Raw genomic sequence first — 16,064 nt, forward strand, 5'->3', positions numbered from 1 at the left:
TTCCCCCGCAAGGGGGGAAGGAAAGCGGGGGCTTATCCATGCTGCGTCTCAAGTCTCAAGGCTTCAGCGGCTTCGGTGGCGTCGTCGAACGGGTGGGTGACGCCGCCGACGATCTGACCCTGCTCATGCCCTTTTCCGGCGATGATCACCACATCTCCGTCGCCCATCATGTCGATGGCCTCGCGGATGGCGGCGCGGCGGTCGCCGATCTCGCGGGCGGCGGGACAGGCGGCGCGCACGGCCGTGCGGATGGCGGCGGGGTCCTCGGAGCGGGGATTGTCGTCGGTGACGATGGCGACATCGGCCAGCCGCCCGGCGATCTCGCCCATCAGGGGACGCTTGCCCTTGTCGCGGTCGCCGCCGGCCCCGAACACCACGATCAGCCGGCCCGTCGCATGCGGCCGCAGCGCCTTCAGCACCGTCTCCAGCCCGTCGGGCGTATGGGCGTAGTCGACATAGACCTCGCCGCGGCCGCTTCCGGGGATGCGTTGCAGCCGACCCTGCGCGCCGGTGATCTTCTCCAGCCCGGCCAGCACCCGCTCGGGCGTCTCGCCGGCGGCGATGCACAGGCCGGCGGCGACCAGGGCGTTCGAGGCCTGGAAGGCGCCGGCCAGCGGCAGCAGCACCTCATGCAGGGTCCCGCGCACATCGATGGTCAGCCGCTGCCCCTCGGGCGTGGCCTGGCGGGCGATCAGCGACAGGTCCCTCCCCCGCTCGCCGACGCACATGATCCCCAGCCCCGACATGATCGAGGCGGCGGCGAAGTGGGAATAGGCTTCGCTGTCCGCGTTCAGCACGGCGGTGCGACCGCGCGGAAGCAGGGTCTCGAACAGCCGCAGCTTGGCGTCGCGATAGGCGGCCATGTCGCCGTGATAGTCGAGGTGGTCCTGGCTCAGATTGGTGAAGGCGGCGGCCTGAAGCGTCACCCCGTCCAGCCGGCGCTGGTCGATGCCGTGCGACGAGGCCTCGAGCGCCAGATGGGTGACGCCGCTGCCGGCCAGGTCGGCCAGCATCCGCGCCGCGTCGGCGGCGTCCGGGCTGGTCAGGCCGGGCCCCGTCAACTCCCGGTTAACGTTACCGTTTTGCGCCAAAACCCCGAGGGTGCCCATGCTCGCGGCATGCAGGCCCAGGGCGGCCCAGATCTGGCGGCAGAAGGCGGCCACCGAGGTCTTTCCGTTGGTCCCCGTCACCGCGACGCAGGTCGCGGGCTGGGATCCATAGAAGCTGCGGGCGGCGATGGCGTAGGCCCGGCGCACATCGCCCGAGGTGACCAGCACCGGGGCCATGGCCGCGTCGGTGTCGGACGGCGCCAGCACGGCGGCGGCCCCCTGCGACAGGGCCTGCGGAATGAAGGCCCGGCCGTCGGCGGCGCTGCCCGGCAGGGCCACGAACAGCGACCCCGGCGCGACCTTGCGGCTGTCCGCCGTGACCCCGGTGATCATCGGATCGGCCGCCACATCGCGGCGCAGCAGTTCGGAGAGGCGGATCGCGCTCATCGCCCGTCCCCTTCCAGGTCCTCGAAGGCGGGGATGCGGTCGCCGATGGCGGTGCGATACGGGTCGGCGCGGCGCTCCACGCCGAGGAAGGGGGCGATGCGGTCGGCGATCCGGCCCACCGCCGGGGCGGCGACGAAGCCGCCGGTGCGCGGATAGGTCTGGGGCTCGTCGATCAGCACCAGGATCTGGTAGCGCCGCGCATTGACCGGGCCGTCGGCGGGGAAGACAGCGGCGAAGGTGCCGACCGCGTGGGCCGTGCTGTAACGACCGTTGACCGACTTGTTGGCCGAGCCGGTCTTGCCGCCGACGCGCAGGCCCGGCGCCTCGGCCCGACCGCCCGAGCCGCGCACGACGTTGCGGCGCATCAGGTCCAGCATGGTCAGCGAGGTCTCGGGCGAGATGATCTGGCGACCCCGGACATCGGGCCGACCGCCCTTGCGCAGCGTCAGAGGAATATAGCGCCCGCCATTGGTCAGCGCCCCCATGGCCGCCGCCATCTGCATCGGGGTGATGGAGATGCCGTAGCCGAAGGACAGCGAAGCCAAGGTCGAATCCGACCAGTCGCGCGGCGTGATCGGCGCTTCCGACGGGATCTCGAACGGGGCCCGCGACATCAGGCCGAACCGGTCGAAATAGTCGCGCATCACCCGCGGCCCCATCTGGGTCGACAGCAGGGAGGTGCCGATGTTGGACGAGTGCAGATACACCTCCTCCAGCGTCATCACCTTGTTCTGGGCGTGGAAATCGGTGATCCGCCGGCTGCCGATCTGCAGCGCCTCGGAGGCGTCCAGCAGGGTGTTCATGTCGGCCCGGCCGGTATCGATCGCGGCGGCGACGGTGAAGGTCTTGAACACCGACCCCATCTCGTAGGTTGCGGCGGTGGCGAGGTTGCGCGAGTTGGAGGCCGGCCAGCTGGCCATGCCCAGAACCTCGCCGGTCTGCACATCGGTGATGACCCCGACCGCGCCCTTGGCCTGGGTCGCCTCGGCGGCCGCGGCCAGTTCATTCTCCAGAACGCCCTGGACGCGCAGGTCGATCGAGATCTGGAAGCTCTCGCCCCGCGCGCCGGCGGCGCGGATCTCGTCGTTGAAGGCGCGTTCGGCGGCGGACAGGCCCACCCCGCCGGTGTCGACGCTGCCGACCACATGGCGCGCCGACTGGCCCAGCGGATGGACCCGCACGTCCTCGGGCTCGAAGCTGATGCCGCCGAGCGCCAGATTGTGCACCGCCACCTTCTCGGACGGGGTCAGGCGGTTGACGACCAGCAGGCGGCGGTCGCCGTACAGGGCCGCGTTGAGCCGGGTCTTCGACACGCGCGGCAGGGCGCGCCGGATCTGGGCCGCCGCCGCCCGCCGGTCCCAGACCTGGGCGGGGTCGATATAGAGGCCGTAGTGGACGATGTTGGTCGCCAGCAGGGCGCCGTTGCGGTCGACCATGTCGGCCCGGACCACGGCATTGGGATAGGTCGGGCCGCCCCCGCCGCTGCCCGCCGTCAGCAGGGCCGCATGCACCGCGCCGAGCGTCAGACAGACGAACGCCGCCGAAAAAACCGACAGGATGACGAAGATGCGGACCCGGGTGTCTTCCTCGGGCCGGGCGTCGGCATGGGCCCGGCCGAAGGCGTGCTCGACCCACCACATGGCCTCGGACAGCCAGCGCCACGACGGCGTGAACCGGCGCACGCCCCACGACGGGACATGCCGCGGCCCGAGGTGCGGATCATGCACGCTCATTGCACGACCTCCGCGACAGGATCGGCGGCGGGGGCGACGTCAGTGGCGGGCGGCGTCGGCGCGACGATGACCGGACGCGGCTCGGGGATCGGGGCCAGGTTCGGCAGATTCTCGGCGGTCGCCTGCCGGTGCACATCGACCGGACCCAGGCCCGCGTCGCGCGACAGGGCCTCGAGCCGGTTGGGCTGTTCCAGCCGCGCGACCTCGGCGCGCAGCAGACGCACCCGCTGGCCGTTGTCGCTGATCTGCCGCTCGAGGTCCGAGATGCGGGCGCTCTCGCGCGCCGCGGCGGCCTTGGCCACATAGACCGAGAAGACCATGGCCGCGACCAGCAGCACGCCGATGATCTCGACCCAGCGCACGCCGCGGATCTTCCAGGCATAAAGCCGGTTCAGGGTGGCGACGGCCGAGCTCATGCGGCGATCCTCCCCCAGGCCGGAGCGTCGGTGCGGACGGCGGCGCGCAGCTTGGCCGACCGGGCGCGGGGATTGTCGGCGCGCTCGGCGTCGCCGGCCTCGCGCGCGCCCTTGAACGACAGGGTGAAGCTGGGCTTGCGGGTCTCGATCGCGACCGGGGCGTGCCGCGAGCCGCCGGGGGCGTTGCCGGTGCGCTCGGTCAGGAAGGCCTTGACGATCCGGTCCTCCAGCGAATGGAAGGTCACCACCGCCAACCGACCGCCGGGCGACAGGGCGGCCTCGGCGGCCTCCAGCCCGGCGCGCAGTTCGCCCAACTCGTCGTTCACGGCGATGCGCAGGGCCTGGAACACGCGCGTGGCCGGGTGAATTGGCGCGCCGCGCCGGCCGCCCAGCGCCTTTTCGACCACCGCAGCCAGATCCAGCGTGCGCTCGAACGGCTGCTCGACGCGGCGGCGCAGGATGGCGGTGGCGACGCGGCCCGACTGACGCTCGTCGCCGTACAGTTTGAAGATGTGGGCCATCGGCCCGTGATCCCAGCCGTTGACGATGTCGGCGGCAGTCTCCCCCTCGTCGGACATGCGCATGTCCAGCGGCCCGTCGCGCATGAAGGAAAAGCCGCGCTCGGCCTGGTCCAGCTGCATCGACGAGACGCCGATGTCGAACACCACCCCGTCCAGCCGCGCCTCGCCGCTGTCGGCGAAGGCCTCGGCCAGAGCCGAGAAGGGCGTCCGCACCAGCCGGAATTTGCCGGGATAGTCATTGGCCACGGCGTCGGCGTGCGGCTGAACCGTCGGATCGCGGTCCAGCGCGATCACGGTCGCCCCGGTCGCCAGAATGGCGCGGGTATAGCCGCCGGCGCCGAAGGTCGCGTCGATGATCACGTCGCCGGCCTGCGGGGCCAGGGCCTCGATCACTTCGGCCAGCAGGACGGGGGCGTGGGGCGACGTCATACGGCCTCCCCGTTCATGACCTGCCGGGCCAGGGCGCGGCGGGCGTTCTTGCGGGCGTTCCAGCGGGCGCGGTCCCAGATCTGGAAGCGCGGCCCCAGGCCGACGATGACCACGTCCTCGCCCAGTCCGGCGTCCTGGCACAGACTCTCGGGGAGGGTGATGCGGCCGCCGCCGTCGTACGCCAGCGGGCGCTGGCCGGCGTAGAAGGTCTCTTCCAGGGCGGTCCGCTTGTCGCTGCCGAACGGCAGGGCCTCGATCCGGGCGACATATTCGGCCATCAGCCGGTCGCCGCCGGCCTCCAGGCAATCATCGGCGAGGGCGAAAAAGCAGAAGACGCCGTGCTCGGCGCCATTGTCGGCGGTGCGGAACTCCTGCGGGATCAGCAGGCGTCGCTTCCCGTCCAACTGTTTCTCGTAGGTCGAGAGAAACACGCCCTGCCCCAAACTCGGATCCTTGGATCCGCCCCTCTGATCCCCGTGAACACCCACGCGGCGCAAACCAACCCCGCGCCAAGCGTCTGGGATAGCATGGGATGAACTGGGTCTCAATGGGATTAGTTGACGCCGGTTAACCTCGAATGTGGCCGAAACGTCTGTATCGACGTGAACATACACAGAACATCGACAGTATAAACAGGCTGTGGACCAATCCTGCGCCGCATTGCGGGCCAAAGGGTTAACGGTGCGCGCGAGGAATCGGGGGGGCCTGAACGGCGCCTCTTCGGCCGCCTCACGCCAGGGAATTGCGCGCCTAGACCTTGAAGGTCGCCATCACGACGGCGTGGCGATCGGCCATGTTCGCCAAGGCTTCCCAACTGGCGGCGTCGGCGTGGTGATGGGCCTTTACGACGGCGTCCGTCTCGAGATCAGCCCTCGCTGTAGCAGCGACCGATCTCGATCTGTATTCCTGCGCATTCATCATGGTGTTGATGGCTGTACACAAATATTGCTCACTCTATCGTACATAACTGCGGCTACGCTTGATTTATATGACTTTCGCAACAACCACAAAACTGACCTCGTCCCGCGCCCGATTGGCTTTCGACAGTTATTTCCGCTGATGTTTACTTAGGGCCGGCCTCAGCCGTTCGGGCCGGAACCGCTGCCCGGCGCGCGGGTTTTACCGCCATGCCGAACAAATCCGCCCCCGACCCGAGCAAGCCCATGTCGCCCAAGGCGGTCGACGGCGCCGTGGTGGTCAAGGATCCCCCTGAAGCCGCCATGGACCTCACGGCGGACGCGGCGGAAATCTCGGGCCTCCGCCTGATCGACGCCGCCGACAAGGCCCGCAAGCGCTACTAGCGCTCAAGCAGCGAGCGACCGCGTCGCGACCCGCCGGTCAAGTCGAAGGGTGCCGATCCGCGCTCAAGCAGCAAGCCGCCGCGCGGCGAGCGTTAGCGCCCCAAAAATTATGTCAGACGGCCTGTAAGCCGGGTTCTGTACCGCCCGAAAGCGGTGACGATCATTCCTCTGGACCACCCGTCGCCGGATGGTTCTCGCGACCTACCCGGACGCCTCGGGCGGTGAACCCTGCGGCCGAAACCGCGCGACATCCCTATTCGGTCTTGCTCCAGGCGGGGCTTGCCATGCCGTCCCTGTTGCCAGGCACGCGGTGGGCTCTTACCCCACCCTTTCACCCTTCCCTGCCCCGAAGGGCAGGCGGTTTGCTTTCTGTGGCGCTATCCCTCGGGTCGCCCCGGGCGGGAGTTACCCGCCGCCTCTTCACCGTGGAGCCCGGACTTTCCTCGACAGGGCAAGCCCCGCCGCGACCGCCCGGCCGTCTGACGGGGGGACAGATGGGCCGGATGATGGTCGGCGTCAACGTTCTCCCTCCCCTTCATGGGGAGGGACGGCGAGGCGAAGCCGAGCCCGGGTGGGGTACGCCAGTCCCAAGCTCCGTTCTGATCCGCTCCATCACCCAGTCGATGTGATCGCGCACCGCCGCGTTGGTGAACCGCAGCGTCCGATAGCCTTCCCGAAGCAGCACCGCGTCGCGCGTCCGATCATGCTCTCCGCGGTGCTCATGCATCTGCCCGTCGACCTCGATGACCAACCGGCTTCGGTGGCAGACAAAGTCGAGGAAATAGCCGCGGAAGGGGGTCTGTCGCCGAAAGTGCCGGCCTTCGACGCGCAGCCGCCGCAGGCAATTCCAGAGCCTTAGCTCGGGCGGCGTCATCGCCTTTCGCATGGCGCGCGCTTTTTCGATCGCAGGATCCATGACTGCCTCCGATTGCAAGATTTATGCAATCTTTGGCTGCATTCGTCAAGCAGCGCGGCGGCTGGAAACTTCCCCACCCGGGCTCGCCTGAAGGCTCGCCGTCCCTCCCCACTTCGGGGGAGGGAGAACCCCTAGTTCAGCACCCCGGTCACGCTCTCCGCCGTCGCCAGCTGCAGCACCCCCATCAGGGTCGCTCGCGTCTCCCCGTCGGCCACGCCGTCCACCCGCCCCGGCCGCCAGTGGCGCTGGAACGCCTCGACGGTCAGCTTCGTCGCCGCGTCATAGTCCCCGCCCGGCGTCAGCGCATACCCCAGCCGGTGCAGCCCCGCGCGCAGCACCAAGACCCCCAGCCCTTCGTCGCCGACCGCAAGGGGCACGCCCAGCGCCGCGATCCGCTCCGGCGCCGGCTCGAACCACAGGCCGTGCCCGACCGCGGCCAGCCGCTTCCACGGAAACCGCTCGCCGGGATCCTGCTTCCGGTCCGGCGCGAGGTCGGAGTGACCGATGATGCGGGCGTCGGGAATGGTCCAGCGGGTGCGGATGTCGTTGACCAGGCTGATCACCGCGTCGATCTGCGCCTCGGGAAAGTCACGATAGCCGAACTCATGGCCCGGATTGACGATCTCGATGCCGAGGGAGGCGGCGTTGCAGTCGGTCTCGCCCTGCCAGGCCCCCTTGCCGGCGTGCCAGGCCCGGCGCTCCTCGGCCACCAGCCGCAGGATCGAACCGTCCTCGTCGACGACATAGTGGGCGGAAACCTTCGCGGCCGGATCAACCAGACGCGCGACAGCCTCATCGGCGGTGCGCATGCCCGTGTAGTGCAGCACCAGCATGTCCGGCGGGCCGCGGCGGGCGTCGAAATTGGGAGAAGGAGCGTCCTTGACGACCAGCACAGCCTATCGGCCCGGCCGCTCCCAGCCGTAGGCGACCCAGGCGCCGTCGACCTTGTGGGCTTCGATCACATCATCGGCGCGGCGGGTGCGGACCACGGCCTTGCGGCGCGCGCCCAGGGCCAGGCCGGCGAAGAAGACCAGCACGGCGGCGAACAGGGCGATGACCGCCACGGCGACCGCCGTGAACACCGCCAGGACCGCACCCACTGCCATGGCCGCGACCGTCGCGATCGCGCCGCCCAGCCACATGACGGACGCCAGCAGTCCGTTCGACGGACGGCGGGCGGACGGACCAAAGATCAGGCGGTCGGACTGGGTCATCTGTTCACCTTGCGGACGCTGAAGAACAACGTCGAAACTCCAATGTCGGACCACTCGGCTGAACGGTCAATGACCGGCCCCTTCACAGGCGAGTGTTTCGGCCCGGAATCCCGCTTCAATACGGCTGGTCCGCCAGCACCGAAGCGCCCGAGGACCGGGCCCGCTCGGTCTGGATGCGACGAACCGTCGCCTCGGCCGCCGGGTCGTTCATGACGCCGCCGATTCCGACCAGCACCCGCGCCGCCTCGCCCGAGACGCCGAAGGCCTGCGACAGGGCCTCGAACGGCGAGCTGGCTTCCGGATAGCGTTTGAACCGCACCGACTCGTCCGCCGGGATGCTGGCCAGTTCGCGCGCCTTGGCGATGGCCTCCTCCAGCCCGCCCAGCTGGTCGACCAGGCCGATCTGGCGCGCCTGGGCGCCGGTCCAGACCCGGCCGCGGGCGAGCTCGCGCACCCGGGCGGGCGGCAGGCGACGACCCGTGGCGACGCGGGCGATGAACTCCTCATAGGTCCGGTCGATCTGGGCCGCGAAGGCGGCGCGCTGGGCGGCGGTGAAGTCCTGCGACGGCGAGAAGGCGTCGGCATAGTCGCCGCCCACCGTCAGATTGCGCATGTCGACCCCGAACCGGCCCAGGGCGTCGGCCAGCACGAATTTGCCGCCATAGACGCCGATCGAGCCGGTCAGGGTCGAGGGCTGGGCCACGATCCAGTCAGCTTCCGAACTGATCCAGTAGCCGCCCGAGGCCGCATAGTCGCCCATCGACACCACCACCGGCTTGCCCGCCGCCCTCGCCGCCCGCACCGCCGCCAGGATCTGTTCCGAGGCTTCCGGCGAACCGCCGGGCGAGGAGACGCGGAAGACGATGGCCTTGACCGCCTTGTCCTCGATGGCGTCGTAAAGGGCCTCGGCCAGATCGTCCGACATGATCGACGAGCCGCCGCCGAACGGATCGGCGCCGCCGCCGGTGCCGGTCATGATGGCGCCCTCGCCGCCGACGATGGCGATGGCGTTGCGGCCCGATCCGGCGCGCTCGCCCTTCGACGAGGCGTAGTCGGAGAACTCCACGATCTCGGCGTTGCGGCCGGCCCGGCGCTTCGCCTCGGCCTCGGCCTCCTCGACCTGGCCGATCTTGTCGATCAGCTTGCGTTGCAGGGCCTGGGCCGAGGAATACGGCCCGGCCTCGAGGGTCGCCCGCAGCGCCGCCGGCGTCACCTTCCGGTCCTGGGCCGCATTGGCGATTGCAGACGTGTAGATCGAGGTCATCCACGCCGTCATCGCCTCGCGGTGGGCCGGGGTGTAGTCGCTCTCGGTGTATTCGTTGACGGCGTTCTTGTACTCGTAACGCTGCTCGAACTCGGCGTTGACGCCGTATTTGTCGAAGGCCCGGCCGAGGAAGACGCTGTCGGCCGAGAAACCCGCCAGCTGGAAGTTCGCCGTGTTCTGCATCCACAGCTCGGAGGCCGAGGCTCCGATCATATAGCTGGAGACCGTGGCGCCGAAAGGCTGGAAGCCCTGGCTGTGGGCGATCACCACCTTGCCCGCGGCCCGGAAGCGGCGCACGGCCTGGCGGATTTCATCGGCCGCGGCGGGCGTGATCCCGCCTTCCGGCAAGCGGATCAGCAGCACCTTGACCCGGTTGTCGTCCTCGGCCTCGGCCAGGGTGTCGACGATCTGCAGCGTCGACAGGCCCGACCCGCTGAACATGGCGAACGGGTTGGTCGGCGTCTGGTCGGTCAGCCCCTCGCGCAGGTCCAGCTCCAGCACCGTATGGGCCGGCGTCGGCTCCTTCGACGAGGCCGAGCTGATGGCGATGGTGATGAAGACGAACGGCACCACCACCAGAAACAGGAACATCCCGGCGAAGACGCCCAGCACGGTCAGGAAAAACTGCTTCATGGGAAGGGGCACGGTCCGGAACGCGGGCCGGGTCATGGCCACGGCCCGACCATAGGGCGGCGAGGCGTCCCGTCAAATGAACTGCCCGCAATGCGCGAGCCGCGCCGCACCATCCGATGCTGCATTGCAATGACGACGATTGATGGCGGGATGCCGAACCCCTATATGAGCGGTCTGCGAGCGGGGGCTTATCGCCCCGCGTCACATCCGGACCGCACTCCCCATGCTGGTCACCCTGATGAAGGCCAAGCTGCACCGCGCGACGGTGACCCAGGCCGATCTCGACTATGAAGGCTCGATCGCCATCGACGCCGACCTGCTCGACGCCGCGGGCATCTTTCCGCACGAGCAGGTCGATGTGCTGAACATCACCAACGGCGCCCGCTTCACCACCTACGCCATCGAGGCGCCGCGCGGCTCGAAGGTGATCGGCGTCAACGGCGCCGCCGCCCGTCTGGTGCAGAAGAACGACAAGGTCATCGTCGTGACCTACGGCCAGCTGCCGCAGGAAGAGGCCCGTCAGTGGTCGCCGACCGTGGTGCTGCTGGACGACGGCAACGCGATCAAGAAGGCGGCTTGACGGTCGCCTACGGGCGCCTTCCCCTAGTTGCATTCTTGGGGAGATGGTCATGAAATCGCTGACTCTGGTCGCCGGTTGGGCGTGTCTGCTGTTCGCGCCTGCGGTGTCCGCACAAGAAGTTTCGCCTGAGCGCGCGTCGATTGTCGTGACTGGAACCGGGCGGGCCGAAGCGCCTCCCGATCTGTTCACGGTGACGGCTGGCATCGAGGGGCGTGGCGTTGATCAGGTTGCCGCCTTGCAAGCGCTCGCCTCCAGACAGCGCGTCGTGATGGAGGGTTTGGGCCGACTCGAAGGCCTGACCAGCACCGAAGTCACGACGGACGGAGCCGGTATTGAAAGCATCTCCGACCCTGAGTGCGGCAACTCCGACTACAGTCCTGAAACCTGTCCGATTGTCGGATATTCGGCCTCAATGACAGTCAGACTGGTGGGGTCCCCCGTTCAACGCGCCGGCGATGCCCTGTCCTTGGCAGGGGAATTGGGCGCGCGCGACGCGAGGGTCGTGAGGATTCACCTGAGCGACAACAGCGATCTTCGGGAAGCGGCCAATCGCGCCGCCTTCGCTGACGCACGGCGGCAGGCTGATCTGTTGGCATCGGCCGCCGGGCAAAGGGTCGTTCGAACGGTCCGTATCGCTACGCCGGATGCTCGATCTATGGCCTCCAGCTCCGACGCGCTCGCCGACATCGTCGATTTCGAACCAAGGGTTCGTCCGGTGGCGCCTCTGGTCTTTGCGCCCCCGCCAACCGAGTTCGTCACGCATCTGACCGTGACCTTCGAGATCGAGTGACCGCCTCACTCACCGCTTGACGCCGCCGCCGTTCGGGAATCCCCTCCCCTGCAGGAGGACCACCGATGGCGCGTACGCTTCAGGGACTGCAGTGGCTGTTCTACGCCCTCTATGCCGTGGCGGGCGCGGTCGCCCTGCTGATCGCCACACCCGCCGGGCTGAGGCTGCTGGGCCAGCCGGACAGTCTGCTGACATTCCTGCCGGCCAAGATCCTCGGCCTGCCGTGGAGCCTGCCGATGTGGTTCATGGACGACGGCCCGATCACGGCCCTGGCCGTGCTGGGCATCTGCTACGGCATGAACCTCGGCGTCGGGATGATGCTGGCGCGAAGCCGGAACGGCTAGTGGCTAGTGGCTAGTGGCTAGTGGCTAGTGGCTAGTGTGAAGCAGTAGACGTCCCGCGCAATTGATCAGGGCTGGTGAGCACGCGCCCACCAGCCCCAATCACTGGCCACTAGTCACTAGTCACCAGCCACTCAAAACCGCATCAGCGGTTCAGATCATACACGCCGGTGATGTCGATCCGCACCGTCAGCTGACCGGCCGCGACCGGGGTCGAGCCGCCCGAGTCCATGGCCATTTCGGCGCGGGCGAACATCGGCTGCGGCTGGGGCGAATAGCCGCCGCCTTCCGACAGCGAGCGGATCCCGCCCAGCTGCACGCCCAGCGCCTGGGCGTAGAGCGAGGCCTTGGCCTGCAGGTTGCGCACGGCGATCTGGCGCGCCTGGTTCTCGGCCGAGGTCGGGTCCTTCAGGCCGAAGCTGATGCCGTCGATCTGGTTGACGCCCGCGGCGACCACCGCATCGGCGGTCGTGCCCACGGCGTTGAGATCGTGGATGATCACCGTCACCCGGTTGTTGGCCTGGTAGCCGCGCAGCCGGGGCGGTTCGTTCTGGACGTAGTCATACTGCGCCGAGAGGTTCAGGCCCGAGGTCTGGACGTCGCGCGCCTCGATCCCGGCGCGGCGCAGGGCGGCCATCACCTCGTTCATCCGCGACGCGTTCAGCCGCATCGCCTCGGCGGCCGTGGTCGCCTCGGTGACGACGCCGAAGCTGATGGTGGCCATGTCCGGCGCGGTCTTGACCTCGCCATAGGCGGACAGGTTCAGGGCCGGCTGACTGGCCATGGCGTGGACCATCATCGGCGCGCCGCCCTCGGGCTGCGACTGGGCCCGGGCGGCCGGAGCGACCAGCAGGGCGGCGGCGGCCATGGCCGCGCCGGTCATGACCAGCATGCGGTTGGACAGGGCCGGAAGGGCGGCGGCGACGGCGGGACGGTTCATGGCGGAAATTCTCCTGAAAGCGAAAGGGCCGGCCGCCCGAGAGTGGGCGGAGACCATGGCGGCACCTTGGCCGTTCCCGCCTGAATGAACGCGCGGGCGCCCCTGGCAGGTTCCATTCATCGGCGTGAAATCGGCGACAGGTCAACGGCGGCGCGATGACGCTTGGCAAGCCGCCGGGCCGCCTGCTAGGCCGGTGGCCCGTCCCGGAAGGGCGCGTAGCTCAATGGTTAGAGCCGACCGCTCATAACGGTCTGGTTGGGGGTTCGAGTCCCTCCGCGCCTACCGCCGCCAGAACCCGCCGCCGCCGCCGCCGCGGCTCCAGCGGTCCTCGCCCTGGTAGCGGTTGTCCTGGATGTATCGGCCGTCGCGGTCGTACCAGCCGCGCCCGCTCTGATAGTCGCGGTAGCCATCCAGCTGATAGCCGTCGTCCTGGTACGGCAGGCCCAGCAGGCCGTCCTCAGCCTGCCACCAGTTCTGGGGATAGGAGCCGTACATACACTCCCAGCCCTGGCCGGGGCGCCAGTAGGGCTCATAGCGGCCGGCGTAGCGGTCGCGGAACTGCGGCCGGCAGATGTACTGCGACCACACGCGGTTGCCGCTGGCCTCCACCGTGGCGCGGTTCTCGGCGTAGATCACCTCGCGCACGCCCGCGAAGACGTTGTTGACCACCACCGCATGGCCCGAGGCGGCGGCGACGCCGACGGTCGAGGCGCGGATGCGGCTGTCGGTCAGGCTCAGCTCGCCGTTATAGAGCACCACCCCCTTGTCGGAGCGGCCCACGCGGCTGTTCTTGATCTCGACCGAGGCGCCCTCGATCGCCACGCCCTCGACATAGCCGACGATGGCGGTGTTCTCGATCTCGACCCGCCCGTATTCGCGGCCCGAGCGGATCACGATGCCGATCGAGCGCGGCCCGAAGGCGTTGGGCGCGCCGGTGCCCTTCAGGGTGACGGCGTTCAGGCGCGAGGTCTGGCCCGCGCCGGGGATCAGCTCCAGCCCCGACTGGGCGCCGGTGACGACCATTTCCCAGGCCGTCAGCACCGCGCCGTCGGCGACGATGGCCGGGGCGATGGTCTCGGCCTCGATGATGACGTCGCGCATGTCCAGCAGGCCGCCGTCGGCGTAGATGACGGCCTCGTCGCCCGCGTGGCGGAAGCCGACGCGGCTCATGACGATCTCGGCGCCGTAGCCGACGATGCAGGCGGCGTCGCCGGCGCGCGGCGAGCCGAACACCATGTCGCGGATCTCGACCCGCACGCCCTGGGCCACCGTCATGCACGGCAGGCCGTCGGGCGCCATCAGGGTCGGCTCGGGATGGCTGTCCCAGCGACGGGGATCAAAGCCGCCCTCGCCGATGATGGTCAGCGGCTTGTCGATGTTGAGCCAGCCGACGCAGGCGCCGCCGCGGGCGCGAATCACCAGCGTCCCGCCCGGCCGCACACGACGCACGGCGTCCTCGACCGCCCCGGTCCCGGGATTGCCGCCGCAGTCGATCAGCACGATCTCCTCGCCGCCGGGCCGGTAGGGACCGGGCCGCCAATCGGGCCGGTGACGGCCATAGTCATAGCGCCGGTGGCTGGAGCCGCGGTTGCGATAGCTGCGCGTCGGCGGGTCCAGAAGGACGCCGAAATTCGGCCGCGTCTGGCTTTCGACCCTGGCCGCGACCTGGGCGTGGGCGGGCCCCTCGCCGAGGGCGAAGACGGTGACGGCCGCGGCGAGGGCGGCGACGCCGCCGATGACGCTGAGAGCGGTGCGGTGGGTGATCATGCTTCCGCCCTCCTAGCGGCGCTGCTGCGAACGGGAGACCTGGGCCAGCACCGCCTGCAGGCGGCCGGCCGAGGGGCCGAAGCCGGACAGGGCCGAGTCGATGCGGAAGGCCACGGCCTGGGCCTTGTCCTGGTCGGCCACCCCCGCGACGCCGAGCGCGAAATAGCTCGACATGGCGAATTTGGCCTCGGGGCTGCCCTGGCGCGCCGCCTCCTCGAACCATTTGAAGGCGCGGGCGTAGTCGGCCGGCAGGCCGACGCCCTCGGCGTACATCACCGCCAGCACCAGCTGGGCTTCCGACGAGCCGTTGATGGCGGCCATCTGGATGGCGCGAACGCGCTCCAGATAGGACAGCCGGCCCTCCATCGGATGGCCCAGCATGGCCTCCAGCGTCTCGACCTGGCGTTTGGACAGGTCCTCGGGCCGCTGGGCGACGGTGTCGCTCACTCCGAGGTAACGCAGCGCCCGGCCGACATGCAGGAACGGCAGTTCGGTCCCCATCCGGCCCAGCGCATATTCATAGGCGTCCCCGCGCGGACGGCTTTCGTCCGAGAAGGGCACGCCCGACTGCGGCGCGGTGTTGGGATAGAATTCGAACGGCGGCGTCCATTGCCGCGCCTTGGTCTCGACGAACCGCTGATAGGTGTCGCGGCTCGGCGCCGAGCGCTCGAAATCCTTCAGCAGCACATAGGCGCCGACGTCGCCGGTCTGCACCGCGAGGTAGTTGTACAGATAGGCGTCGACGTCGTTGCGCTGGAACAGGTTGGTGGCGGCGTAATAGCCGCGGCGATTGCGATCGCGGCTGTTGCCGCCGGCGTTGCGGCCCCAGGCCTCGCGGGCCTCGCGGTTGTCCTCGGGCTCGCCGAACGGGCCGTACAGGCCGTCATGCAGCCGCGCCAGGGTGCGGTAGCCATAGGCGTCCTGGGTCGACAGCACATAGATGACGCGGTCGCGCACCGCCTCCTGCTCTTCCCGGGTCATCTGGCCCAGCTGGCGATCCAGCCGCTGATAGGCCGTGTGCCGCTCCCAGGCGCGGCAGTCGTCGTATTTCGACAGCGGCCGCCAGCCGCCGAACCCGCCGCGGTCGACGCGGTTGATCGGGGCGTAGCCCTCGTCATTGGCCAGCGCCATGGCGTACCAGGTGGCGCTTTCGATCGGGTCCTCGATGTTCTTGTCGGTGGCCCGGATCGCCGCATAGCGGCCGCCCAGCTCCAGCTGGGCGAAGAAGTCGCCGCGGAAGGCCGCGCGGCGCAGCGCCCGCAGGCCGGTTTCCTGGGCGTTAAACTCGGACCCCGTCAGGGACGCGGGACGCGGGCACGCGTTGGATGTCGCGGCATCGCGTTGCCAGAACTGCACGCCCCCCCGATCGCCGCACGACACCATGCCGAGAGCGGCGAGCGCCAGCACGCCGGCGACCGCCGCAATGGCCACGGGTCCGCGGCCGCGACCGAAACGGGAGCCGTCTTCCTGGTTGGATCGACCCTCGCTCATACTCCCCCTCGCACGTCAACGCGGGCGACTGAGCCCCTTTCGCACAAGCTTTGCGCGACGGAGACAGTCCGGTCCAGTTAACCATCTGTCAAGGTAAACGCTGGTTTCCGACAAAGCGTTGCCGGACCGCGGCCTTTTTATGACGGGGGATTAGTTGTCCACGGGAATCAGAGGCTTGCCTACTCGCCTGTGAGGCGAAATCGCCCCCTCGCCAGCCGACCAAAGGCCTCCT

16 protein-coding genes, 1 tRNA gene and 1 other RNA gene are annotated in these 16,064 nt (G+C 69.2%); 5 read left to right on the plus strand and 13 right to left on the minus strand.

Annotated elements, in window-relative coordinates; genetic code table 11:
- Positions 1-32 precede the first annotated feature (32 nt).
- The 5 genes from B2742_RS02210 to B2742_RS02230 form a co-directional block, all read right to left on the minus strand.
- The gene (locus tag B2742_RS02210) at positions 33-1,496 is read right to left on the minus strand and encodes a UDP-N-acetylmuramoyl-L-alanyl-D-glutamate--2,6-diaminopimelate ligase (RefSeq protein WP_292062430.1); all 1,464 of its coding nucleotides are present in this window, start codon (positions 1,494-1,496) and stop codon (positions 33-35) included.
- On the minus strand, positions 1,493-3,136 hold the full coding sequence (locus B2742_RS02215) for a peptidoglycan D,D-transpeptidase FtsI family protein (protein WP_292062581.1): 1,644 nt from the start codon (positions 3,134-3,136) through the stop codon (positions 1,493-1,495). The genes B2742_RS02210 and B2742_RS02215 overlap by 4 nt, the downstream gene beginning before the upstream one ends.
- Before the next feature lie 89 nt (positions 3,137-3,225).
- Positions 3,226-3,645, minus strand: coding sequence for a cell division protein FtsL (gene ftsL, locus B2742_RS02220; protein ID WP_292062432.1), 420 nt, complete (start codon positions 3,643-3,645; stop codon positions 3,226-3,228).
- Positions 3,642-4,595: a 16S rRNA (cytosine(1402)-N(4))-methyltransferase RsmH gene (gene rsmH / locus B2742_RS02225; protein ID WP_292062434.1), complete on the minus strand. Its 954-nt coding sequence runs from the start codon at positions 4,593-4,595 to the stop codon at positions 3,642-3,644. The genes ftsL and rsmH overlap by 4 nt, the downstream gene beginning before the upstream one ends.
- Complete coding sequence (locus tag B2742_RS02230) at positions 4,592-5,026, minus strand: division/cell wall cluster transcriptional repressor MraZ (protein WP_292062436.1); 435 nt, start codon at positions 5,024-5,026, stop codon at positions 4,592-4,594. The genes rsmH and B2742_RS02230 overlap by 4 nt, the downstream gene beginning before the upstream one ends.
- A 696-nt stretch (positions 5,027-5,722) precedes the next feature.
- Between B2742_RS02230 and B2742_RS02235 the strand changes: the two genes are divergently transcribed.
- Positions 5,723-5,896: a hypothetical protein gene (locus B2742_RS02235; RefSeq protein WP_292062438.1), complete on the plus strand. Its 174-nt coding sequence runs from the start codon at positions 5,723-5,725 to the stop codon at positions 5,894-5,896.
- Positions 5,897-6,004: 108 nt separating this feature from the next.
- On the opposite strand, the gene rnpB is transcribed toward B2742_RS02235, so the two are convergent.
- From rnpB to sppA, 5 genes are all read right to left on the minus strand, one after another.
- Positions 6,005-6,379: RNase P RNA component class A (gene rnpB / locus B2742_RS02240), an RNA gene on the minus strand.
- 52 nt (positions 6,380-6,431) lie between these two features.
- Positions 6,432-6,812: an endonuclease domain-containing protein gene (locus tag B2742_RS02245; RefSeq protein ID WP_292062440.1), complete on the minus strand. Its 381-nt coding sequence runs from the start codon at positions 6,810-6,812 to the stop codon at positions 6,432-6,434.
- A 131-nt stretch (positions 6,813-6,943) separates the two neighbouring features.
- Positions 6,944-7,645, minus strand: a complete 702-nt coding sequence (locus tag B2742_RS02250) for a peptidoglycan recognition protein family protein (protein ID WP_414633035.1) — start codon at positions 7,643-7,645, stop codon at positions 6,944-6,946.
- A 63-nt stretch (positions 7,646-7,708) separates the two neighbouring features.
- A complete protein-coding gene (locus B2742_RS02255) occupies positions 7,709-8,026 on the minus strand; it encodes a hypothetical protein (RefSeq protein WP_292062445.1) in 318 nt (105 codons plus the stop codon).
- 115 nt (positions 8,027-8,141) lie between these two features.
- Positions 8,142-9,923, minus strand: coding sequence for a signal peptide peptidase SppA (gene sppA / locus B2742_RS02260; RefSeq protein ID WP_292062447.1), 1,782 nt, complete (start codon positions 9,921-9,923; stop codon positions 8,142-8,144).
- 223 nt (positions 9,924-10,146) lie between these two features.
- On the opposite strand from sppA, the gene panD reads away from it, so the two are divergent.
- The 3 genes from panD to B2742_RS02275 all read left to right on the plus strand — a co-directional run bounded on the left by panD (position 10,147) and on the right by B2742_RS02275 (position 11,637).
- Positions 10,147-10,503, plus strand: coding sequence for an aspartate 1-decarboxylase (panD, locus tag B2742_RS02265; protein WP_292062449.1), 357 nt, complete (start codon positions 10,147-10,149; stop codon positions 10,501-10,503).
- Positions 10,504-10,552: 49 nt separating this feature from the next.
- The gene (locus B2742_RS02270) at positions 10,553-11,293 is read left to right on the plus strand and encodes an SIMPL domain-containing protein (protein WP_292062451.1); all 741 of its coding nucleotides are present in this window, start codon (positions 10,553-10,555) and stop codon (positions 11,291-11,293) included.
- A 65-nt stretch (positions 11,294-11,358) separates the two neighbouring features.
- Entirely contained in the window at positions 11,359-11,637 is a 279-nt protein-coding gene (locus tag B2742_RS02275) for a hypothetical protein (protein WP_292062453.1), read from the plus strand.
- A gap of 142 nt (positions 11,638-11,779) precedes the next feature.
- On the opposite strand, the gene B2742_RS02280 is transcribed toward B2742_RS02275, so the two are convergent.
- Positions 11,780-12,574: an SIMPL domain-containing protein gene (locus tag B2742_RS02280; RefSeq protein WP_292062456.1), complete on the minus strand. Its 795-nt coding sequence runs from the start codon at positions 12,572-12,574 to the stop codon at positions 11,780-11,782.
- 209 nt (positions 12,575-12,783) lie between these two features.
- Between B2742_RS02280 and B2742_RS02285 the strand changes: the two genes are divergently transcribed.
- Positions 12,784-12,856, plus strand: a tRNA-Ile gene (locus B2742_RS02285).
- Here B2742_RS02285 and B2742_RS02290 read toward each other — a convergent pair.
- Both B2742_RS02290 and B2742_RS02295 read right to left on the minus strand, forming a co-directional pair.
- Complete coding sequence (locus B2742_RS02290) at positions 12,854-14,341, minus strand: hypothetical protein (protein WP_292062459.1); 1,488 nt, start codon at positions 14,339-14,341, stop codon at positions 12,854-12,856. The two genes, B2742_RS02285 and B2742_RS02290, sit on opposite strands and share 3 nt — an antisense overlap.
- Before the next feature lie 12 nt (positions 14,342-14,353).
- A complete protein-coding gene (locus B2742_RS02295; protein ID WP_292062462.1) occupies positions 14,354-15,832 on the minus strand; it encodes a tetratricopeptide repeat protein in 1,479 nt (492 codons plus the stop codon).
- Positions 15,833-16,064: the final 232 nt, after the last annotated feature.

The organism is Brevundimonas sp. UBA7664 (assembly GCF_002483305.1).
In the GTDB taxonomy this organism is placed as follows: Bacteria; Pseudomonadota; Alphaproteobacteria; order Caulobacterales; family Caulobacteraceae; genus Brevundimonas.